This window comes from Vibrio sp. 10N.261.55.F4 (assembly GCF_041470465.1).
In the GTDB taxonomy this organism is placed as follows: Bacteria; Pseudomonadota; Gammaproteobacteria; order Enterobacterales; family Vibrionaceae; genus Vibrio; species Vibrio crassostreae_C.
Map to the genome: position 1 here is coordinate 47771 of NZ_JBFRMM010000037.1, position 21895 is coordinate 69665.

At 45.4% G+C, this 21895-nt stretch carries 20 protein-coding genes; 16 read left to right on the plus strand and 4 right to left on the minus strand.

The genetic code is table 11. From position 1 onward, the window contains the following. Nucleotides 1-15: 15 nt before the first annotated feature. The 13 genes from bamA (at nucleotide 16) to AB4249_RS17660 (ending at nucleotide 15102) form a co-directional block, all read left to right on the plus strand. Entirely contained in the window at nucleotides 16-2421 is a 2406-nt protein-coding gene (gene bamA / locus AB4249_RS17600) for an outer membrane protein assembly factor BamA (protein ID WP_017060735.1), read from the plus strand. A 27-nt stretch (nucleotides 2422-2448) separates the two neighbouring features. Continuing rightward, nucleotides 2449-2949 (plus strand): OmpH family outer membrane protein, encoded by a 501-nt coding sequence (locus AB4249_RS17605; RefSeq protein ID WP_017063367.1) that lies wholly within the window; start codon nucleotides 2449-2451, stop codon nucleotides 2947-2949. Between the two features lie 5 nt (nucleotides 2950-2954). After that, a complete protein-coding gene (gene lpxD, locus AB4249_RS17610; protein WP_372104165.1) occupies nucleotides 2955-3986 on the plus strand; it encodes a UDP-3-O-(3-hydroxymyristoyl)glucosamine N-acyltransferase in 1032 nt (343 codons plus the stop codon). Nucleotides 3987-4079: 93 nt separating this feature from the next. Further along, nucleotides 4080-4532 (plus strand): 3-hydroxyacyl-ACP dehydratase FabZ, encoded by a 453-nt coding sequence (fabZ, locus tag AB4249_RS17615; protein WP_009847408.1) that lies wholly within the window; start codon nucleotides 4080-4082, stop codon nucleotides 4530-4532. 1 nt (nucleotide 4533) lies between these two features. After that, nucleotides 4534-5322: an acyl-ACP--UDP-N-acetylglucosamine O-acyltransferase gene (gene lpxA, locus AB4249_RS17620; protein WP_017066405.1), complete on the plus strand. Its 789-nt coding sequence runs from the start codon at nucleotides 4534-4536 to the stop codon at nucleotides 5320-5322. A gap of 129 nt (nucleotides 5323-5451) precedes the next feature. Continuing rightward, on the plus strand, nucleotides 5452-6648 hold the full coding sequence (gene lpxB, locus AB4249_RS17625) for a lipid-A-disaccharide synthase (RefSeq protein WP_017066406.1): 1197 nt from the start codon (nucleotides 5452-5454) through the stop codon (nucleotides 6646-6648). A 33-nt stretch (nucleotides 6649-6681) separates the two neighbouring features. Further along, nucleotides 6682-7302: a ribonuclease HII gene (gene rnhB / locus AB4249_RS17630; protein ID WP_017063371.1), complete on the plus strand. Its 621-nt coding sequence runs from the start codon at nucleotides 6682-6684 to the stop codon at nucleotides 7300-7302. Between the two features lie 113 nt (nucleotides 7303-7415). Next, nucleotides 7416-10895 carry a DNA polymerase III subunit alpha gene (gene dnaE / locus AB4249_RS17635; RefSeq protein WP_050649624.1) on the plus strand — a complete coding sequence of 1160 codons (3480 nt, stop codon included), beginning with the start codon at nucleotides 7416-7418 and terminating at the stop codon, nucleotides 10893-10895. A 45-nt stretch (nucleotides 10896-10940) separates the two neighbouring features. Then, nucleotides 10941-11900, plus strand: a complete 960-nt coding sequence (gene accA / locus AB4249_RS17640) for an acetyl-CoA carboxylase carboxyl transferase subunit alpha (RefSeq protein ID WP_017060731.1) — start codon at nucleotides 10941-10943, stop codon at nucleotides 11898-11900. Nucleotides 11901-12024: 124 nt separating this feature from the next. After that, complete coding sequence (gene tilS, locus AB4249_RS17645; RefSeq protein WP_372104167.1) at nucleotides 12025-13359, plus strand: tRNA lysidine(34) synthetase TilS; 1335 nt, start codon at nucleotides 12025-12027, stop codon at nucleotides 13357-13359. 46 nt (nucleotides 13360-13405) lie between these two features. Next, entirely contained in the window at nucleotides 13406-13729 is a 324-nt protein-coding gene (locus AB4249_RS17650; RefSeq protein ID WP_170791809.1) for a cytochrome c, read from the plus strand. A 130-nt stretch (nucleotides 13730-13859) separates the two neighbouring features. Continuing rightward, nucleotides 13860-14198, plus strand: a complete 339-nt coding sequence (gene glnB, locus AB4249_RS17655; RefSeq protein WP_017063373.1) for a nitrogen regulatory protein P-II — start codon at nucleotides 13860-13862, stop codon at nucleotides 14196-14198. A gap of 61 nt (nucleotides 14199-14259) precedes the next feature. Next, a complete protein-coding gene (locus AB4249_RS17660; RefSeq protein ID WP_017060728.1) occupies nucleotides 14260-15102 on the plus strand; it encodes an endonuclease/exonuclease/phosphatase family protein in 843 nt (280 codons plus the stop codon). A gap of 106 nt (nucleotides 15103-15208) precedes the next feature. Here the strand turns inward: AB4249_RS17660 and AB4249_RS17665 are convergent, their stop codons facing one another. The 3 genes from AB4249_RS17665 to gloB all read right to left on the minus strand — a co-directional run bounded on the left by AB4249_RS17665 (nucleotide 15209) and on the right by gloB (nucleotide 18295). After that, nucleotides 15209-15895 carry a YIP1 family protein gene (locus AB4249_RS17665; RefSeq protein WP_017060727.1) on the minus strand — a complete coding sequence of 229 codons (687 nt, stop codon included), beginning with the start codon at nucleotides 15893-15895 and terminating at the stop codon, nucleotides 15209-15211. Next, nucleotides 15892-17466: a LysM peptidoglycan-binding domain-containing protein gene (locus AB4249_RS17670; protein WP_017063374.1), complete on the minus strand. Its 1575-nt coding sequence runs from the start codon at nucleotides 17464-17466 to the stop codon at nucleotides 15892-15894. Before AB4249_RS17670 ends, AB4249_RS17665 begins: the two co-directional genes overlap by 4 nt. 70 nt (nucleotides 17467-17536) lie before the next feature. Continuing rightward, nucleotides 17537-18295, minus strand: coding sequence for a hydroxyacylglutathione hydrolase (gene gloB, locus AB4249_RS17675; RefSeq protein WP_017060725.1), 759 nt, complete (start codon nucleotides 18293-18295; stop codon nucleotides 17537-17539). Nucleotides 18296-18348: 53 nt separating this feature from the next. Between gloB and AB4249_RS17680 the strand changes: the two genes are divergently transcribed. Then, on the plus strand, nucleotides 18349-19131 hold the full coding sequence (locus AB4249_RS17680; RefSeq protein WP_017060724.1) for a class I SAM-dependent methyltransferase: 783 nt from the start codon (nucleotides 18349-18351) through the stop codon (nucleotides 19129-19131). 98 nt (nucleotides 19132-19229) lie between these two features. On the opposite strand, the gene rnhA is transcribed toward AB4249_RS17680, so the two are convergent. After that, nucleotides 19230-19694: a ribonuclease HI gene (gene rnhA / locus AB4249_RS17685; RefSeq protein WP_017063376.1), complete on the minus strand. Its 465-nt coding sequence runs from the start codon at nucleotides 19692-19694 to the stop codon at nucleotides 19230-19232. 56 nt (nucleotides 19695-19750) lie between these two features. Between rnhA and dnaQ the strand changes: the two genes are divergently transcribed. Continuing rightward, nucleotides 19751-20518: a DNA polymerase III subunit epsilon gene (gene dnaQ / locus AB4249_RS17690; protein ID WP_017060722.1), complete on the plus strand. Its 768-nt coding sequence runs from the start codon at nucleotides 19751-19753 to the stop codon at nucleotides 20516-20518. Between the two features lie 9 nt (nucleotides 20519-20527). Then, nucleotides 20528-21775: a TIGR03503 family protein gene (locus AB4249_RS17695; protein ID WP_136978527.1), complete on the plus strand. Its 1248-nt coding sequence runs from the start codon at nucleotides 20528-20530 to the stop codon at nucleotides 21773-21775. The last annotated feature ends 120 nt before the right edge of the window (nucleotides 21776-21895 follow it).

Sequence of the window (21895 nt, forward strand, 5' to 3'; positions counted from 1 at the left end):
ATAATTAGAATAAGTATGGCGATTAAGCAAATTCTGTTCGCAAGTCTATTGGCCACTAGTGTGGCTGCGAACGGAGCACAAAACTTTGTAGTTCAAGATATCAAGATCGAAGGTTTACAGCGTGTTGCACTTGGTGCAGCTCTACTGAAAATGCCAGTACGTATTGGCGATGAAGTGGATGAAAGCGATGTGTCTGAGATCATTCGTGCATTGTATGCTTCGGGCAACTTTGAGGACGTTAAAGTACTTCGTGATGAAGGTGTATTGATTGTTCAAGTTCAAGAACGACCGACCATCGCAAGCATCTCATTCTCTGGTAATAAAGCGATTAAAGAAGAACAGCTTCAGCAGAACCTAGATGCGTCTGGTGTTCGTGAAGGTGAAGCCCTTGACCGTACTACGCTGAGTAACATTGAAAAAGGCCTTGAAGATTTTTACTACAGTGTTGGTAAGTACAACGCGACAGTAAAAGCGGTTGTGACACCTCTGCCACGTAACCGTTCTGACCTTAAGTTTGTGTTTACTGAGGGCGTATCCGCTAAGATTCAGCAAATCAACTTTATCGGTAATGAAGTCTTCTCTGACTCTGAACTGCTTAGTCGTTTCAATCTGAATGTTGATGTTGCATGGTGGAATTTCCTTGCGGATGAAAAATACCAAAAGCAAGTATTAGCCGGTGATATCGAAGCGCTGAAATCTTACTACCTTGACCGTGGTTACCTTAAGTTTAAGGTTGACTCTACGCAGGTGGCGATCTCTCCAGACAAAAAAGGTGTTTACATCACGCTTGGCCTCGATGAAGGCGAAGCCTACACCGTTAAAGATGTCTCTTTCCGTGGTGAATTAATCGGTCGTGAGGCTGACTTCGAAGCGTTAGTGCCATTCGAAGACGGCGATACGTACAACGGTTCTTCGGTAACGTCTTTGGAAGAGAACGTAAAACGAATTCTTGGTGAATCTGGCTACGCGTACCCACAAGTTCGCACGATTCCTGAATTTGACGATGAGACCAAAGAAGTGTCGTTGGTTATCAATGTAGAAGCGGGCAGCCGTATCTATGTTCGTGATATTCGATTCACGGGTAACAACTCAACGAAAGACGAAGTACTGCGTCGTGAAATGCGTCAAATGGAAGGCAGCTGGCTTAACTCTAAGTCCATTGATACCGGTAAGAGCCGTCTTAACCGTTTAGGTTTCTTTGAAACGGTTGATGTACAAACAGTGCGTGTTCCTGGCAGTGAAGACCAAGTTGATTTGGTTTACAACGTTAAGGAAGCGAACTCAGGCAGTATCAACTTTGGTGTTGGCTACGGTACTGAATCAGGTGTTAGTTTCCAAGTTGGTTTGCAACAAGATAACTTTGCAGGTTCAGGTAACCGTGTTGGCGTAAGTGCCATGATGAATGATTACCAAAAGAACGTGAGCTTAGACTACCGTGACCCATACTGGAACCTTGATGGTGTGAGCTTAGGCGGTAAGATCTTCTACAACGAATTTGAAGCCTCTGAAGCGGGCATCGTCGACTATACCAACCAAAGTTACGGTACCAGCCTAACATGGGGTTTCCCTATGGATGAGCTGAACCGTATCGAGTTTGGTGTGGGCTATACGCACAACAAGATCGGTAACGTACCGACTTATATCCAAGTTGAACAGTTCGCGAGAAGTATCGACCAATACGGTGACGAGCACATCTTAACCGATGACTTCGATATCAATATTTCATGGACGCGTAACAATTTGAACCGTGGTTTCTTCCCAACTGAGGGTAACCACCAACGTGCTTTCGCTAAAATGACGGTACCAGGCTCTGATGCTCAGTACTTCAAAATGCAGTACGATGTAAAACATTACATCCCGCTGACCAAAAAGCATGAGTTCACACTATTGATGCGCGGCCGATTAGGCTATGGTAATGGTTATGGTCAAACAGATGGTAACGATAACTTGTTCCCATTCTACGAGAACTACTACGCAGGTGGTTTTACAACCCTACGTGGCTTTGGTTCTAACTCAGCTGGCCCGAAAGCCGTTTACGGAAGCAGCACAGGTAACAACCCAACCTATGATACCGCTACTGATGATTCAGTGGGTGGTAACGCGGTTGCCTTAGCAAGCTTAGAGTTAATTGTACCAACGCCGTTTGCTTCTGATGAAGCGCGCAGCCAGATTCGAACCAGTGTTTTCTTCGACATGGCAAGTGTATGGGACACAGAGTTCGTAGACCGCGGCGCACCAAATAGTGGCAGCCAGTACTACTACGATTACTCTGACCCAACAAATTACCGTTCATCTTATGGTGCCGCTCTTCAATGGATGTCACCAATGGGCCCACTGGTTTTCTCTCTAGCGAAACCAATTAAAGTTTACGAAGGTGATGATGAAGAGTTCTTCACATTTACCATTGGTAGAACTTTCTAATATTTAAAGGACAATATTTTGAAAAATATGATTAAAGCAGCAGGTTTAGGCCTTGTAGTTCTTAGCTCTTCTTTCTTTGCAACAGCTGCTGAAGCTGCGCAAAAAGTGGGTTATGTAAACACTGCACAAGTATTCCAGGCTCTACCTCAGCGTGAAGTTGTTCTTCAAAAAATGCAGGAAGAGTTCAAAGATAAAGCGGCTGAGCTACAGAGCATTCAAGCTGAAGCGAAAACCAAGATTGAAAAGCTTAAGCGTGATGGCGAGCTACTAGGTCCTGAAGAAGTTGAGAAGCTTCGTATCGAAGTTGGCCAACTAGACAGCAAGTACAAAATCAAAGCTCAAGCATTAGAAAAAGCAAGTCAACGTCGTGAAGCACAAGAGAAGCAGAAGCTGTTCAAAGTGATTCAAGATGCTGTAACTAAAGTTGCAGAGAAAGAAGGCTACGACATGATCGTTGATATTCAAGCTCTACAATACGGTAAGCCTGAATACAACATCTCTGAGCAAGTAATTAAATCACTGAAATAAGTTTTATGAAGAACCTGACTTTAGCCGAATTGGCAACGATTACTGGGGGAGAGCTACACGGAGACGGTACGATTACCGTCTCAGCAGTCGCTCCTATGGATAAAGCGCAAGAAGGTAACATTACGTTCCTTTCTAACGTGAAGTACAGCAAGCACCTAGGTGACTGTAAAGCGTCCGCTATTATGGTTAAAGAGAGTGAGCGCGAATTGTGTAAGACCAACGTTATTGTGGTTAGTGACCCTTACGTTGCTTTTGCTAAGGTTGCTCAAGCGCTTGATACTACTCCTGCACCCGCAGCGGCTATTGCTGATTCTGCTTCAATCTCTAGCGATGCAACTATTGGACAAAATGTGTCTATTGGTGCGAACGCTGTGATTGAGTCTGGTGTAGTACTTAGTGATGATGTGATCATCGGTGCTGGTTGCTTTATTGGTAAAAATGCAAAAATTGGCGCAGGCACTAAGCTGTGGGCTAACGTAAGTGTTTACCATGAAGTTGTGATTGGTGAAGGATGTCTGATCCAATCAAGTACTGTTATTGGCTCTGATGGCTTTGGTTATGCGAACGAGAAAGGCGAATGGGTTAAGATCCCGCAAGTCGGCTCTGTTCGCATTGGTAACCGCGTAGAAATTGGCGCGTGTACTACCATCGACCGCGGCGCATTAGATGACACAATCATCGAAGACAACGTTATCCTAGATAACCAACTCCAGATTGCTCACAATGTTCACATCGGATATGGTTCAGCTCTTGCTGGTGGTACTATCATTGCAGGCAGCACGACGATAGGTAAGTACTGTATTATTGGTGGTGGTTGTGTGATTAATGGTCACATTGAAATCGTTGACGGCGTTACAATCACCGGTATGGGGATGGTAATGCGCAGCATCACTGAGAAAGGCATGTACTCTTCGGGTATTCCTTTACAGCCAAATAAAGACTGGCGTAAAACAGCGACGCGAGTTCATCGTATTGATGAAATGAACAAGCGTTTGAAAACCGTTGAAAAACTTATTGAGAAGAGCGCGGAATCATAATTCCAGCATTTCTAATAAAAGGCTCGCGTACAGCGAGTCTTTTTCGTTTATAATCCTTCTAATTAAATAAAGAATATACATAGGAATACGACTTTGACTACTGAACAGACAACGATGAACATTACTGAAATTCAGGAACTACTACCTCATCGCTACCCATTCTTAATGGTTGATCGTGTGACTAGCTTTGAAAAAGAAAAAACACTGACCGCAATTAAGAATGTTTCTGTTAACGAACCTCAGTTCACAGGCCACTTCCCTCAGCTTCCTGTATTCCCAGGCGTGTTGATCTTAGAAGCAATGGCACAAGCAACAGGCCTTCTAGCATTCAAATCTTTCGGTGCGCCTTCTGGCAACGAGTTGTACTACTTTGCTAGCGTAGATAAAGCTAAATTCCGTAAGCCAGTAGTACCAGGTGACCAACTGGTTATCGAAGTTGAATTCTTAAAAGAACGTCGTGGCATCGCATCGTTTAATGGTGTTGCTAAGGTTGACGGCGTAGTTGTATGTTCAGCTGAACTTAAATGTGCTCGTAGAGAGTTTTAATATGATTCATGAAACAGCGAAAATTCACCCGGCAGCAGTAATCGAAGGTGATGTAACTATCGGTGCTAACGTGACGGTTGGGCCTTTCACTTACATTGCTGGTAATGTGACAATTGGTGACGACACTGAAGTGATGTCGCACGTTGTGATCAAAGGTCACACAACCATTGGTAAAGAAAATCGTATCTTCCCACACGCTGTTATCGGTGAAGAAAACCAAGATAAGAAATACGGCGGCGAAGACACAACAGTTGTAATCGGTGATCGCAACGTAATTCGTGAAGCGGTTCAAATCCATCGTGGTACGGTTCAAGACAAAGCAACCACAGTGATTGGTGATGACAACTTACTTTGTGTTAATGCTCACGTAGCGCACGATGTTATTGTTGGTAACCACACTCACATTGGTAACAACGCTATTCTTGGCGGTCATGTAACGGTTGGCGACTACGCTGGTGTTATGGCACTTTCTGCGATTCACCCATTCTGCTCAATTGGTGCTTACGCATACATTGGTGGCTGTTCTGCAGTTGTTCAAGATGTACTGCCGTACGTGCTTGCACAGGGTAACCACGCGGCTCCATTCGGCCTTAACCTAGTAGGCTTGAAGCGTAACGGATTTGAGAAACCTGAAATTCGTGCACTACAGAAAGCGTACAAAGAGCTATACCGATCAGGTAAAACACTTGAAGAAGCGAAAGTGGCTTTAGTTGAAATGGCAAAAGAGTTTACTTCGGTAGCGCCTATGCTTGAAATGCTAGAGAACTCTGAGCGCGGTATTATTCGTTAATACTCGATATGGTTATGTACCAATCAATGTGAGTATGGCAATAACTACTTCATCAGAATGGTATAACAAAAAGATCGCTACTCGTTAGGCGGTCTTTTTTGTTTTAGGCAACAAGGGAATTGAAAAACTATGGCACAGCAAGAAGCAGCAACCAATAGCTCGGACTTCGTTTCGAATGAACCATTGCGCGTAGGCATTGTTGTCGGCGAACTGTCTGGCGATACGCTTGGTGAAGGCTTTATCAAAGCGATCAAATCACAATACCCGAATGCAGAGTTCGTTGGCATTGGCGGGCCGAAAATGAAAGCCCTAGGTTGTGAGTCTCTTTTCGAGATGGAAGAGCTGGCCGTTATGGGCTTAGTTGAAGTGCTTGGCCGTTTACCTCGCTTGTTAAAAGTAAAAGCAGAGCTGGTTAAGTATTTCACTCAAAATCCACCCGATGTCTTTGTCGGTATCGACGCGCCCGATTTCAACCTAAGGCTTGAGTTAGACCTTAAGAACGCTGGTATCAAAACGGTGCATTACGTGAGCCCTTCAGTGTGGGCTTGGCGTCCAAAGCGTATCTTTAAAATCGACAAAGCAACCGACTTAGTCTTGGCTTTCTTGCCGTTCGAAAAAGCGTTCTACGATAAATATAACGTTGCCTGTGAGTTTGTTGGTCACACGTTGGCAGACGCGATTCCTTTAGAGCCTAGTAAACAAGATGCTCGAGAGCTGTTAGGTCTTGATCAAGACAAGCAGTGGTTAGCCGTATTACCGGGTAGTCGTGGTGGTGAGATGGGTTTGATTGCTCAGCCATTTATCGAAACTTGCCAACGTATCAAGCAGAAGTATCCGGATATCAATTTTGTTGTTGCGCTCGTTAACGAGCAGCGTAAAAAGCAGTTTACTGAAATCTGGCAATCGACCGCACCAGAGCTTGAATTCACGTTAGTCGAAGATACGGCAACCAACGTGATTACCGCCGCTGATTCTGTGCTCTTGGCTTCAGGTACCGTGGCTCTTGAATGTATGTTGCTTAAACGCCCTATGGTGGTTGGTTACAAAGTAAATAAGCTGACGGGTTACATTGTTAAGAAGTTGGCGATCACTGAGTTTGTGTCACTGCCGAATATTTTGGCTGGTGAAGAGATCGTGAAAGAGCATATTCTTGAAGAGTGCCACCCAGACTTTTTGTTCCCGTCTGTCGATAAAATGCTATCAGCCGATAACAGTGCCTTGATCAAACGCTTTACCGAGATGCATCACTGGATCCGCAAAGACGCAGACAAACAAGCCGCTAACGCAGTATTGAAATTGATTGACCGACCTTTTGTTGAAGCATAAAGCGCTTATTTACAGAACATTAAGAGATTAGTTATGGCAGTAAAAGAAAAAAAAGAGCTTCCTCCATTTGAATACCCGCAAGGTTACCAGCTGTTTGCTGGCGTGGATGAAGTAGGGCGTGGCCCTTTGGTTGGCGACGTGGTGACCGCTGCGGTTATCCTTGATCCAAACAACCCAATCGAAGGCTTGAACGACTCAAAGAAATTGTCTGAGAAAAAGCGTCTTGCGTTACTTCCTGAAATCAAAGAGAAAGCTTTGGCGTGGTCTGTCGGTCGTTGTTCTCCACAAGAAATTGATGAGTTGAATATTCTGCAAGCGACGATGGTTGCTATGCAGCGAGCTATCGCGGGGTTGAGCGTTCAACCTGATATGGCGTTGATAGATGGAAACCGAGTCCCAGAACTGCCGATGGATGGTCTTGCGATTGTGAAGGGGGACTTGCGAGTGGCTGAAATCAGTGCGGCGTCTATTATCGCAAAAGTCGTTCGTGACCAAGAGATGGAAGATCTTGATAAACTTCATCCAGAGTTTGGTTTTGCTAAGCATAAAGGTTACCCGACCAAAGCGCATTTCGAAGCGATTGAAAAACATGGTGTAACCGAGCATTACCGCAAGAGCTTTAAGCCAGTAAAACGTATTCTTGGTATAGATTAGAGCTTTACGTTAACTAGAGCTTAGCATCGAATAAAGTTGCTAACTTGTATTAGAAAAAAATAGAATACACACAGTTGTAATCCTAGGCTCAAACCTAGAACTCAGGAAAAATAATGTCAGATCCAAAATTTGTTCACCTACGCGTACACAGTGACTTTTCGATGGTGGATGGCCTATCCAAGGTGCCACCATTAGTTAAAAAAGTCGCTGAAATGGGTATGCCTGCTCTAGCATTGACCGACTTTACCAACCTGTGTGGTTTAGTGAAGTTTTACGGTACTGCCCATGGGTGTGGGGTTAAACCTATTATTGGTGCTGACTTCTTGATGCAGTCTCCAGAATTCGGTGACGAGTTGACCAAGCTCACCGTTATCGCAACGAACAATAAAGGTTATAACAACCTAACGTTACTCATCTCAAAAGCTTACCTTCGTGGTCATGTTCAACATCAGCCTGTTATTGATAAAGAGTGGCTAATTGAGAATGCAGAAGGCCTGATCATTCTATCGGGCGCCAAAGAAGGTGAGATTGGTAAGGCGTTGCTGAAAGGTAACCGTGACTTGGTTGCAAGCAGCGTCGAGTTTTACAAAACGTACTTCGCCGATCGTTTTTACTTGGAACTGATTCGTACCGGACGACCAGATGAAGAGTCATACTTACACTTTGCGTTAGAGCTTGCTGAACAGGAAGACCTGCCTGTTGTCGCAACCAACGAAGTGGTTTTTCTAACTGAAGACCTGTTTGATGCTCACGAAATCCGCGTGGCGATTCATGATGGTTTCACTATGGTCGATCCTCGTCGCCCTAAGAACTACAGCGCGCAGCAATATCTACGTAGTGAAGAAGAGATGTGTGAGCTGTTCTCAGACATCCCTGAAGCACTTGAGAACAGTGTTGAGATTGCTAAGCGTTGTAATGTAACGGTTCGTCTGGGCGAGTACTTCCTGCCTAACTTCCCAACGGAAGGTTTGGCGATTGAAGACTTCTTGATCAAGAAATCTGAAGAAGGCCTTGAGCGACGTCTAGCGTTCCTATTCCCAGATGAAAAAGTGCGTGCTGAGCGCAGACCGGAATACGATGAGCGACTCAAGATTGAGCTCGAAGTTGTTAACAACATGGGTTTCCCAGGTTACTTCTTGATCGTAATGGAGTTCATCCAGTGGTCAAAAGACAACGATGTGCCAGTAGGTCCTGGCCGTGGTTCTGGTGCCGGCTCTCTAGTCGCTTACGCCTTGGATATCACCGATCTCGATCCACTTGAATACGATCTACTTTTCGAACGTTTCTTGAACCCAGAACGTGTATCCATGCCCGATTTCGATATCGACTTCTGTATGGATAAGCGTGACCAAGTTATTGATCACGTGGCTGAGATGTACGGTCGTGATGCTGTTTCTCAGATCATCACCTTTGGTACCATGGCGGCAAAAGCGGTAATCCGCGATGTAGGCCGTGTATTGGGCCACCCGTTTGGTTTCGTCGATCGAATTTCAAAGCTTGTACCGCCAGATCCGGGTATGACGCTAGAGAAAGCATTCCTTGCTGAACCTGCATTGCCAGAGCTTTACGATGGCGATGAAGAAGTTCGTGAGCTGATCGATAAGTGTCGCATCCTTGAAGGTTGTACGCGAAATGCCGGTAAGCACGCGGGCGGTGTTGTTATCTCACCCACCACGATCACCGATTTTGCGCCAATCTATGCCGATGCAGAAGGTAACTTCCCAGTAACGCAATTCGATAAGAATGACGTTGAAACCGCCGGTTTGGTTAAGTTCGACTTCTTGGGTCTACGTACTCTGACCATCATCGATTGGGCGTTAGGCCTAGTGAATCCACGTTTGAAGAAAGAGGGGAAAGAACCGGTTCGTATCGAGTCGATTCCTCTTGATGACCAAGCGTCATTTAACCTATTACAAAATTCTGAAACCACCGCGGTATTCCAGCTGGAATCGCGTGGTATGAAAGACCTTATCAAACGTCTACAGCCCGACTGTTTTGAAGATATTATCGCATTGGTAGCCCTGTTCCGTCCGGGTCCTCTGCAATCAGGCATGGTAGATAACTTTATCGACCGTAAACACGGCCGTGAAGCGGTTTCTTACCCTGATGAAACGTGGCAACACGAATCGCTGAAAGAGACGCTAGAACCTACGTACGGCATCATCCTGTATCAAGAGCAGGTAATGCAAATCGCACAGATCCTTGCTGGCTATACGCTTGGTGGAGCGGATATGTTGCGTCGTGCGATGGGTAAGAAAAAGCCAGAAGAGATGGCAAAGCAGCGTGGTACCTTTAAAGAGGGTGCTGAAGCCAATGGTGTTGATGGCGAGCTGGCCATGAAGATCTTTGACTTGGTAGAGAAATTTGCGGGCTACGGCTTTAACAAATCTCACTCCGCAGCATATGCACTGGTTTCTTATCAAACGCTATGGCTGAAAACGCACTACCCAGCGGAATTTATGGCTGCGGTAATGACGGCAGATATGGATAACACCGAGAAGGTTATTGGCCTTGTTGATGAATGTTTCCGTATGAAGCTCAAGCTTTTACCACCAGATATCAACTCGGGTCTGTACCGCTTTAACGTGGATGAAGATGGCGCGATTGTTTATGGCATCGGTGCGATCAAAGGGGTCGGTGAAGGCCCTATTGAAGCGATTATTGAAGCGCGAAATAAAGGTGGTTACTTTAAAGACTTATTCGACTTCTGTGCACGTCTTGACCTGAAGAAGGTTAATAAACGTGTTATCGAAAAGTTGATTCTATCCGGAGCCTTAGATAGATTAGGTCCTCACCGAGCGGCGATGATGGCATCTTTGAAAGATGCGGTGAAGGCAGCGAGTCAACATCACCATGCCGAGTCTTTTGGTCAATCTGATATGTTTGGCGTGTTGACCGACGCTCCGGAAGAGGTTGAACACAAGTATACCCAAGTGCCTAAATGGCCTGAGAAGGTTTGGCTTGAAGGTGAACGTGAAACGCTTGGTTTGTATTTAACGGGTCACCCGGTTAACGCTTACATCAAAGAGTTAGCGAAATACACCAGCTGTCGTTTGAAAGATGCCACGCCAACGCGTCGTGACCAATCACTAACAATTGCCGGTTTGGTGATTGCTGCGAGAGTAATGACGACTAAGCGCGGTACGCGAATCGGTTTGATGACACTTGATGACCGATCGGGCCGAATGGAAGTGATGTTGTTCTCGGATGCGCTCGATCGCTACGCAGAATTGCTCGAAAAAGACAAAATTGTGGTCGTTTCCGGACAGGTCAGCTTTGATGATTTCAATGGCGGGCTTAAAATGTCCGCGCGCGAGGTCATGGACTTAGGAAGCGCCCGTGAGAAATATGCTCGTGGGGTGTCGATATCTATCGACCAATCCCAAATTAACGGTCAATTTTTTGAACGCTTTAGTCAAATCTTAGAACCTTATAGAGCCGGAACGGTCCCAGTCAATGTATACTACCAGCGTGCCGACGCTAGAGCGCGGTTAACATTGGGCACAGAATGGCGTGTGACGCCAAGTGATACATTACTAGACGAATTAAAACAGCTGCTTGGAAATAGCCAAGTAGAACTCGAATTTAACTAAAATTTAGCTTCGCGAATGCGGAGCTGAATCAACAAGGATTCATAGATGAGCCTGAACTTTCTAGAATTTGAAAAGCCTATCGCTGAACTTGAAGCAAAAATCGAAGCGCTACGTGACGTTTCGCGTCACGGTGGTGACACAGCGGTAGATCTAGACAAAGAAATCGAACAACTAGAGAAAAAAAGCTTAGAGCTTAAACAGAAAATCTTTAGTGACTTAGGTGCATGGCAGGTAGCTCAACTTGCTCGTCACCCTCAACGTCCTTACACCAAAGATTACCTGGAGCATGCATTCACAGAGTTTGAAGAGATGGCGGGCGATCGCGCTTACGCTGACGACAAAGCTATTGTGGGTGGTATGGCTCGTCTAAATGGCCGTCCTGTTATGGTTATTGGTCACCAGAAAGGTCGTGAGACTAAAGAGAAAGTGATCCGTAACTTTGGTATGCCAAAGCCAGAAGGTTACCGTAAGGCGCTACGTCTAATGGAAACTGCTGAGCGTTTCAACATGCCTATTATTACTTTCATCGACACAGCGGGCGCATACCCAGGTGTTGGTGCTGAAGAGCGTGGTCAATCTGAAGCTATCGCTAAAAACCTAAAAGTGATGGCTGGCCTTTCAGTTCCTGTTATCTGTAACGTTGTGGGTGAAGGCGGTTCTGGTGGTGCACTAGCGATTGGTGTTGGTGACTACGTGAACATGCTTCAGTACTCTACGTACTCAGTAATCTCTCCAGAAGGTTGTGCTTCAATCTTATGGCGCGATTCAGATAAAGCACCACAAGCAGCTGAAGCGATGGGCCTGATTGCTCCTCGTCTTAAAGAGCTTGAGCTTATCGACGAAATCATTCCTGAGCCTCTAGGTGGCGCGCACCGCGACCCTGCACAAACCGCTCAAAACATGAAAGACATGTTAGTTAAACAGCTAGAAGAGCTAGAGCAGTTTGATAACGAAACGCTGCTTGAGCGTCGTTACCAGCGTCTAATGAGCTACGGCTACTGCTGATAACTTGCCTTAGCGATAAGGCTAGCTATACGAACAAATGATGAAAGGGTTGGACTCAGTGCCAACCCTTTTTTATTATTAAAACATTATCCCTTAACACACGATCTCTTGGTTTATTAGCCTCATGACACACTTAATTGATACCTTCACATCTGTACTTGATCAAAGCGCGCTTAAGCCTTGTCGGTTGATCGTCGCTTTCAGTGGTGGTGTCGATTCACGAGTGTTGTTGGAGTTGGCTGCCCAATTCGCTAAGTCCCATCACATCGATTGCTGTGCGGTACATGTTCACCACGGCTTAAGCAACAATGCTGATTATTGGGCAGAGCAGTGCAAAACATGGTGTGATGCTTTGTCGGTATCCTTGTTCATTGAACGAGTCTCGCTAGATATTAGCCGTGGAGAAAGCGTTGAAAAGCTGGCTCGAGACGCGCGATACCAAGCCCTTAAAAAGCATATTAGACAAGGTGATGTGTTAGTGACAGGCCAGCACATCGATGACCAAGTCGAGACCTTCTTGTTAGCTCTTAAGCGTGGCAGTGGTCCGAAAGGGCTCTCTTCAATGGCGAAAGTGATGCCATTTTCAGGTGCTCATATCGTTCGCCCACTGCTGTCGGTGACGAGAACGGATATTGAAGGGGCGGCGCGCGATATGGCTTTAACTTGGGTAGAAGATGAGAGTAATCAAGACGTTCGCTTTGACCGTAATTTTATTCGTCATCAAGTCACTCCGACACTGACCGAGCGTTGGCCTAGTTTTCGAGAATCGGTCAGTCGTAGTGCTCAGCTATGTGCAGAGCAAGAGTTACTGTTGGATGAGTTGTTAGAATCTCACTTACAACAAGCTTTGACTGAGAAGCACAGCTTAAGTATTGAGGTATTATCTCAGCACTCTGATTTACTGCGTGCACGCTTATTAAGAATGTGGCTGAGCCGCTGTAATCAACCGATGCCGAGCCAAAAGCAGCTCAAACTTATATGGGATGAGGTGGCATGTGCTCAGGCAGACGCCAACCCTAAGCTGGTGTTGAATGAGGTTGAGGTTAGACGTTTTAATCATCAGCTCTATGTCGTCAAAGAGACCAAAGACTTGTCGAACTGGCAAAGTGATATCTCGATGGAAGAGAGCTTAGTTTTGCCTGACGGTTTAGGGGAACTACACTTAACTTCAGCGGCGAGTGATGGTGTATCTAACCACTGTGATGCGCAACATTTTAGTCTCAACACAACGAGAGGAACACTGCGAGTGATATTTAACCCTGAGGGATTGTCAGTACACCCTGTTGGGCGCGGTCATAGCAGGAAGCTTAAGAAGTTGTTTCAAGAGTACCAAGTACCCAGTTGGTTAAGACGCAGAACGCCGATATTAATGGATGGCGATCGAGTGATCGCTGTTTTAGGCTTATTCGTAGATAAAAACTACGAAGGTCAAGATTGTGAAGCGCTTTGGAGCAAGTAGAAAAAGTTTATGTCACAATTCACCGTCACTTTAATAAAAATAATTAATGGAATATGCAATGAAGAAAATTACACTAGGATTAGTTCTTGGATTTGGACTATTGAGTGGTAACGCTCTGGCGGCTGATGTTGCTGCGGGTCAAGCTAAAGCAGCAATCTGTGCGGCATGTCATGGTGCAGACGGTATCGCAGTGATCCCTGGCTATCCAAACCTTAAAGGTCAAAACGAGCAATACATCGCTTCATCAATTAAGGCCTATAAGAATGGCCAGCGCACCGGCGGTTTGGCCGCTGTAATGCAGGCTCAAGCTTCAATGCTGAGTGATGAAGACATCGCGAATCTAGCCGCTTACTACGCAAGCCTTAAGTAAAACCTTCTCAAAGCGCTGATTAAACAAGATGATAAATTTCGAGCCAGAGCTTTAAAGCTCTGGCTTTTTTCATTGAATGTTTACTATAGCTAACCGATAATGAGCCATTCGCACAGTTTAAGGGATGAACATGAAAAAGATTGAAGCCATTATCAAGCCATTCAAACTTGATGATGTACGTGAAGCACTTGCAGAAGTGGGTATTACGGGTATGACAGTATCTGAAGTTAAAGGCTTTGGACGTCAAAAAGGTCATACTGAGCTATACCGCGGCGCAGAGTACATGGTCGACTTTTTACCTAAAGTGAAACTAGAAATCGTTGTGACCGACGAAGTGGCTGACCAATGTGTTGATACCATCATTGAGACGGCTCAAACAGGTAAAATTGGTGACGGTAAGATCTTCATTACTGAAGTTGAACGTGTGGTACGTATTCGTACTGGCGAAGAAGACGAAGACGCCGTATAAAAAAACTATTACCCTAAAAGGAGTGTTTATCGCTCCTTTTTCATCTCTGGTAGGGTGCTGTATGTTTAAGAAAACCATCATTGTTATCACGTTATTGATAACGCTTGCTGTCGTTAGTTTTCATTTTATCTTCGTGATCCCGAATAAACCCAACCTGATCATTTCCTCTCAAAGTACCAGTAACGACATCTACAGTTGCTACCAAAACTCTGCACCGAAAGCGATTGATGTGTCTGATGGCTTAGACATTACGGTGTGGAATATCTACAAGCAAAACCGAAATAATTGGCAGAGTGAGTTAAATAAGCTGTCGGCAGGTAGCGATTTAGTCTTGCTGCAAGAAGCTAGTATGACAGAAGGACTTCGCCAATGGGTAATGAGCGGACAGTGGGGAAGCACACGTGTTAACGCGTTTGAGGCCTTTGAGCAAAGTGCTGGGGTACTCAACCTAGCAACCCATTTACCGATCGAAGCTTGTGCTTATACTCATGAAGAACCTTGGCTTCAACTGCCTAAATCGGCGCTTTGGTCGCGTTACCAACTAAACAATGGCGAAGAGCTGGCTGTGATTAATATCCACGCTGTGAACTTTACCTTTGGTACGGAAGATTACGAGGCTCAGCTCAAGAGCTTAACTGACAATCTGCAAAAGTATCGTGGGCCGGTTATTTTTGCTGGGGACTTTAATAGCTGGAGTGAAGCTCGCTTTGCTGTATTGAAAGATGCGTTGGAGAAGGTTGGTTTGACGGAAGTTGCCTTTGAGCCAGATAACAGAACTCAGTTCATTACAGGACTGGTGCTCGACCATGTGTTCTATCGAGGGCTAGAGGTAGAAAAAGCAAAAGCGCCCATTACGGACGCTTCTGATCATAACCCTATGCGAGTGACCTTTAAGGCTAAATAGTGATTAGCTATTAGTCATTGGAACTTAACCATTCGCACGGTGGTTACCTTGGGAAATCTAACGGAACAATAGGCTAGAGAGTCTTCGCTAGCCTTATCTCTTCTAATTAAAAGATTAAAATGTAGAGCGCCCAGATTAGGTAGTAGCCAACCCATGGTAAGCCTGAAATCACAAGCGCTTGCCCGCGTTCAAACTCAGTCCACGTTAATACCGCAGCATAACCTAGCACGATGTACCATGGCAGAAGCAGTGGTAATGAGCTAGCAAACTGTGACCAATCATTAGTTAGCGGTAACTTGATCAAGCCATTTAAGCTGTTCAAGTCGGCAGCGTAGTTCATCACATGTCCATGCTTGAGTATCAGGCTTGCGTAGCTTGCTACATCACCTAAAACAGCTGGGAATATAACAACCGATGCCGCTGCAAACCATCGCCAAAAGCTGTGCTGATGTTGGCTTGGCTTGGTTGCTAGGTTAAACCAGAATGCCAATAGAACGATGGTTAATGTTCGGCCAAATACGTCGCTGATGATTTCACTTGCGAGTAAGGTATTGCTGTCAAGTAACGCCAATTGGTCAGGGTTCGTTTGAGCCAGTTGCTGCGAGAGCTCTGCACTTAACCATGCAAAATCTACATTCGAAAAATAAGCACCCCAAAACAAAAATGGGCTGAGCATTAATACGACGTAGGGTTGCCATCCCCAAGCACTTCGTTGATAAAGCGCTAAGAAACAAGCTGTTGGCGAACGGAATATATCCAACAGCATGACGAGTGGGTTACTTGACGGGTTCATACACTTACCTTAGTTACATCAACATACAGCTTCAGTTTTTGTCCTGGCTGTAGGTATTTTTTGTTCTGCAAAGTGTTCCATTTTACAACATCTGTACTTTTTACTTTGAACTTTGATGCAATACCGCTGACTGTGTCACCTGATCTTACGTTATAAAAGATCGTACGGATGATGGCGCCGTCTGAGCCGTTCTTCCAAATGACCAGTTCTTGACCAACTCTAAGCGTGTCGCGTGGTCCCATGCCATTCCACTTAGCCAGTGATTGATGAGAGACCTTATTTGCGCGTGCAATCGTCCATAGGCTGTCACCACTTCTTACAGTATGGCTGAGCTTATATTGACCACGACTCTTCGACTGTGTGCTTGCTAGGCGGTTTGAGGCGCTTAGGGCGTATGTCTTGTCGTCTTTGGTGGATGTTGGGATAAGTAAGTGCTGGCCAATACGAATATTGTTGTTGCTCAAACCGTTTGCAGAGCGGATCACTTTGCTGGTGGTGTTATATTTGCTTGCCAGTACGCTAATGCTGTCACCAGATTGAACCTTGTAACGCACCAACTTCATGCCTTTGCCTTTATTGGCAGCGACTTCTTTGTTGAATTTCTCAACTGAATCTAAAGGAAGTAATAGTTGTTGGTGTTTCTCTGGTGCCGTTGCCCATTGGTTGTAAGCCGGGTTGTAACCTTGAAGTTCTTTGACAGGAATGCCTGCGTAGTTCGCAGCAATGGCTAAATCAAGCTGTTCTTCAGGGTTAACCAGAGTCAGCACTGGCTTATTCGGGATCGCCGGAATATCGATGCCATACTTTTCTTGGTTGGCAATGACATCTGCTAGAGCAAGCAGTTTAGGTACATAGCTGCTGGTCTCTTTTGGTAAGTCCAAAGAGAAAAAGTCGATTGGCTTGCCAAGCTTCTTGTTCTTGCGGATTGCGCTGTTTACTCGACCACCACCACTGTTATAGGCAGCAATCGCATGATTCCAGTCGCCATCGAAACGTCGGTTAAGATCTGAGAGGAAGTCCAATGCGGCGTCGGTAGAGGCGGCAACATCGCGGCGGCCGTCATACCAAAAGTTCTGTTCAAGCCCGTAGTCTTTGCCAGTGCCTGAAATGAATTGCCATAGACCAGCAGCACTGCCATGAGAGTAGGCAAACGCATCGAAAGAGCTTTCTACAACGGGTAGTAGTGCCAATTCTAGTGGTAAGCCTTTTTCTTCAATCTTAGTCGTGATCAGATACAAGAAAGGTTCAGCACGCTTTGATACTGTTTTTAGATGACTCGGGTGCTTGAGATACCAAGTTCGGTAGTAGTCGACCTTCTTTTGGTCTGGCACTTCCATTTCAAGTTGCATCGCAATGCGTTTCCAAACATCTTCTTGTGTTTGTGGAGTAACGACAGGTGCTTCAACTTTTTGATCTTCTTTGGCTGTTGCTTCTGATGAAACGTTCGCTTGAGAAACTTCTTTAGTAGGAGATGTGTTGGTTTGCTCGGAAGCTTGGTCTGGATTCTCTGACTGAGTTAATTGGCAACCAGAAAGTAGTAATACCAAAGCCCAGCTGTACTTAACTCGCATGTTACAGCCTTTTTAATTAACGGCCGATGATAATACTTGCCACCCCCTATGAGTGACAAGTCTGTATTTGTTAAAATTCGTTCTTCCACGCACGTAAAGCGGTGAATACCGATAAAGGATCGGTCTGCTCGGTGCGATTAGACACTGATTTCACTACACTTGGCTCGGTATAGCGCAGGAAGGGGTTCACAAACTTCTCTTGTCTCAAATTTGTGGGGATGGTCGACTTATTTTGAGCGCGAAGTCGGTTCACTTGGTCGCGATATTGCTGCAAATGTTGGTTATCAGGCTCTACGGCTAATGCGAAAGCGATATTGGCTGCAGTGTACTCATGTGCACAATAAACTTCGGTTTCTTGAGGCAGAGCCGTGATCTTATTCAGTGCATCGAACATCTGTTGTGGTGTGCCTTCCATGATTCGGCCACAGCCCGCAGAGAACAACACATCACCACAAAACAGTTTGGCATCGCCCACATAACCAATATGACCCGCAGTATGGCCACTGAGCCCTAGGACGAGGAATACTTCGCCAAACAGTTCTAATTGATCACCATCATCGACCGGATGAGTTAAGGTAGGGATAGGTTCATTCCTTGGACCGACAACATCCACGCCGGGAAATTGTCTAACGAGTTCTGGAACACCACCAATGTGATCGTGGTGGTGGTGTGTAATCAAGATTGCATCTAAAGTTAGCTCATGGTGTGCCAAGTACTCTAATACTGGAGCCGCATCACCAGGGTCGACGACAGCACAACGGCGATCGCTATTTTGAATCAGCCAGATGTAATTGTCGTTAAATGCAGGTATGCTTTTGATATGTAACATTATTGGTTCTCCAGTCACTATTAGTGCGACAGAATAAGTGAGACAGATTATTGATGAAGCCAGCACGTAGCAGAAAGAAGTTTGAACGTCCTTACACTTGGGCGCAATTGCACAATGGGGACTGGTTGAGAGAATCTATTCAAACTCGACTCGATGAGTGGTGCCCAAAGCTATTTGGTTACCATATGCTCAAGCTCGGTGGCCTCAGTAGTGAGATTTCTAGCTGCACATGCAACATTCAACATCAAGTAAACCTAGATATCCAGAACCCATTACATAATGTGATAGCGGATGGCTATAATTTACCCTTTTTGGAGAAAAGCTTTGATGTTGTAGTACTGAGTCATCAGCTAGATTATAGCAATGACCCGCATCGCTTATTGAGAGAAGTCGATCGAGTGATGATGGACGATGGCTATATCATTATCACGGGCTTCAACCCAATCAGTGTCACTGGGCTTGCCAGTTTGATGCCTTGGCGAAAGAACAGCTTGCCTTGGAGTGGGCGTATGTACACGCCAAGTCGAATTAAAGACTGGTTAGGTGTACTTAACTATGAAGTAATTCATTGTGACACCTACGCGCTGTTTCCGATGAGTAAGTATCAAGCGATGTGGACGTGGTTGGAGAACAGCTTAGGTGGTTGTGCATCCTTCGCCGGAAGCCAATACTTTATTGTTGCTCGTAAGCGTACTTACCCGCTAAAACCCATCAAACCACATTGGCACCTTAAGCGACGTTTCTCGCCTGTTGGGGCAAGTTTTAGAACCAATACGCGCCGTACAATGGATTCAGCCAAAGCGTCATATCCGCTAAAAACAGAAAAAGCCGATTAGTTGTCGGCTTTTCATCTATCAATTCGATTGAGAAATTGTCAATTAGTTTAAGAAATTATAAATCGCTTTCTGAAATGTGCGTCTAATTAAAAAGACGATTAGCTTGGTTGATAGCCCGTATCTTCTAGAGTCGGATTCTCCGCTGCATTTCGCGCTAAATCATCACACATTTCGTTTTCTCTGTGTCCGGCGTGTCCTTTTACCCAGCGCCAATCAACGTTATGGCGAGCGGTTTCTTTATCGAGCCTTTGCCACAGATCGGCATTTTTAACCGGTTTCTTGTCGGCTGTTTTCCAGTCACGCTTTTTCCAGTTATGAATCCACTGTGTGATGCCTTGACGCACGTATTGGCTATCTGTGGTCAGAATCACAGAGCAAGGTTCTTTGAGGGTTTGCAGAGCCACGACAGCGGCGAGCATTTCCATACGGTTATTGGTTGTTAGCGTGAAACCTTCTGCTAGCGTCTTCTCGACTTTTTTGTAGCGAAGTACGATGCCATAGCCGCCGGGACCAGGGTTGCCTAAACAAGAACCATCAGTGAAAATTTCAACTTGTTTCGTCATGATTTGATACTATTACCTCAAGCACATTATCGGCATAGTCTGACACAGTTATCCTTATGAATACCAGTAGCACTCCAGAACAAAGCACGAACGAAAAAAACAGTTCGAACGAAAATAAGCGCATTGTTGTACTCGATACCGAAACCACCGGTATGAATACAGAAGGTGGCCCTCACTATATGGGTCACCGCATCGTTGAAATTGGTGCAGTAGAGATCATCAACCGTAGGCTGACCGGGCGTCATTTCCACGTCTACATCAAGCCCGATCGTGCGATTCAAGAAGAGGCGATTGGCGTTCACGGTATTACCGATGAATTCTTGATTGATAAGCCTGAATACCAAGACATTCATAAAGAGTTTCTCGACTTTATCAAAGGTGCGGAGCTGGTGGCTCATAACGCGCCCTTCGATACGGGCTTCATGGACTATGAGTTTGAGAAGCTCAACCCAGCGATAGGTAAAACGGATGACTACTGTAAAGTTACCGATACCTTGGCAATGGCGAAGAAGATATTCCCAGGTAAAAGAAACAACCTAGATATCTTATGTGACCGTTACGGTATCGATAACTCGCACCGCACTCTCCACGGCGCATTGCTCGATGCGGAGATCCTAGCCGACGTCTACTTATTGATGACGGGTGGTCAAACTTCGCTGCAATTTAACGCTGGTCAACAGGAAGGTGAAGCCGAAAGCATACGAAGAGTAGAAAGTGGTCGAAAATCCCTAAAGGTTTTACGAGCTACGGCCGATGAAGTAGAAGCGCATCAAAGTCGTTTAGATCTCGTCGAGAAAAGCGGAAGCTGCCTCTGGCGTCAGTAGGGAGAAAGTATGTTAAGGGTATTGGCTACCGGTTGCTTATTGCTGTTAAGTTTTGGCTTACATGCAGCAACAGAATCCGTTATGAGTTTATTGGACAACCGTTTTCGAGTTGATTCCAGTATTGAACAAGTCACCTTTGTGATTTATCGAGCCGATAACTCTAAACCTGTCGTTTTGGTTCGCCCTGATGGCAAGAAATACTACTCTTGGCGCAATGCTGATAATGTCCGTTGGTACGAAGAATCGTCCATGGACATTATCTCTATCGACAATCCGATGCCCGGCCCTTGGCAAGCGATAGGTAAAGTTTCCCCTAAGAACAATATCAAGCTGCTGTCTCATCTTGTTTTGGATGCTAATGAGTTCCCAGATAAGTTGTATCAAACAGAGCGCATCAAATTTACCGCTCGACTGACTTCTGATGGCAAGCCGCTGGTGCTGCGCGATTTTCTCGATCGCGTGAAGCTTAAGGTTACCTTTACTAAGTTTGTTGAAAACGAAGAGTCTTTGGTGAGAGAAGCGCGCCCGGTGCCGGTTGTGATGGGCGAGTTTGCCGATGATGGCGCTGATCTTGATGAAAAGGCCGGAGATGGTGTGTTCACTGTCTCTTTGCCAATTGATATCGAGCCCGGTAAATACCGAGCGCGTATTACCTCTGGTAATGGCGTGTTCCTGCGAGCGCAAGAGCAAGAAGTCTTGGTTTACCCAACACCGATCACTAGCACCTTCATTCAATCACGAAAAGAGGGTTTACCTCATACTATTGTGGTGTCTGGTGAACAGGGGATGATCGCACCGAGCTCGTTAGCGGTTCATGTTGAGCACAAGGCTCCTGATGAATATGTGATGTACAAGCAGGGGCAAGCTGAAGTCGACGCAATGAAAGTCGCTTTAGAGGTGCCTTATAATGGCGATTTAGGAATTTATAATTGGTCAGGGATGGTTTATGCCACTGATGCTTCAAGTCAGCGCCCGCTGATTTTTCCAATTACCGAGCAGTCGTACAGCGTTGTTGAAGATATCGACTTAGCAGAGTCACGACGTCTTCAAGAAGAAGCTCTTGCTGAACAGAAGCGTATCGCAACAGAGTTGATGATCCTTCAAAAACGTGAAGATGACAGACAGCGCAGTATGATCATTATTGCGGTGGGTAATGTGGTCGCTATTCTATTGGGCTTATTGATTTGGTTTGTGGTTCGTAAGGTCAAGGCGAAGAAAAAAGCGTTACCTGAGATGCAGCTCAAGGCGCCCAAGTAACTCGCTTAGATGATTAGATTGTCTAGAGAGAATAAGCCGCTAGATAAAGCATTAAAATTTGTGACAACGATGTCATGAACAAAAAAAACGGGACTCATAGGAGTCCCGTTTTTGTTTCTT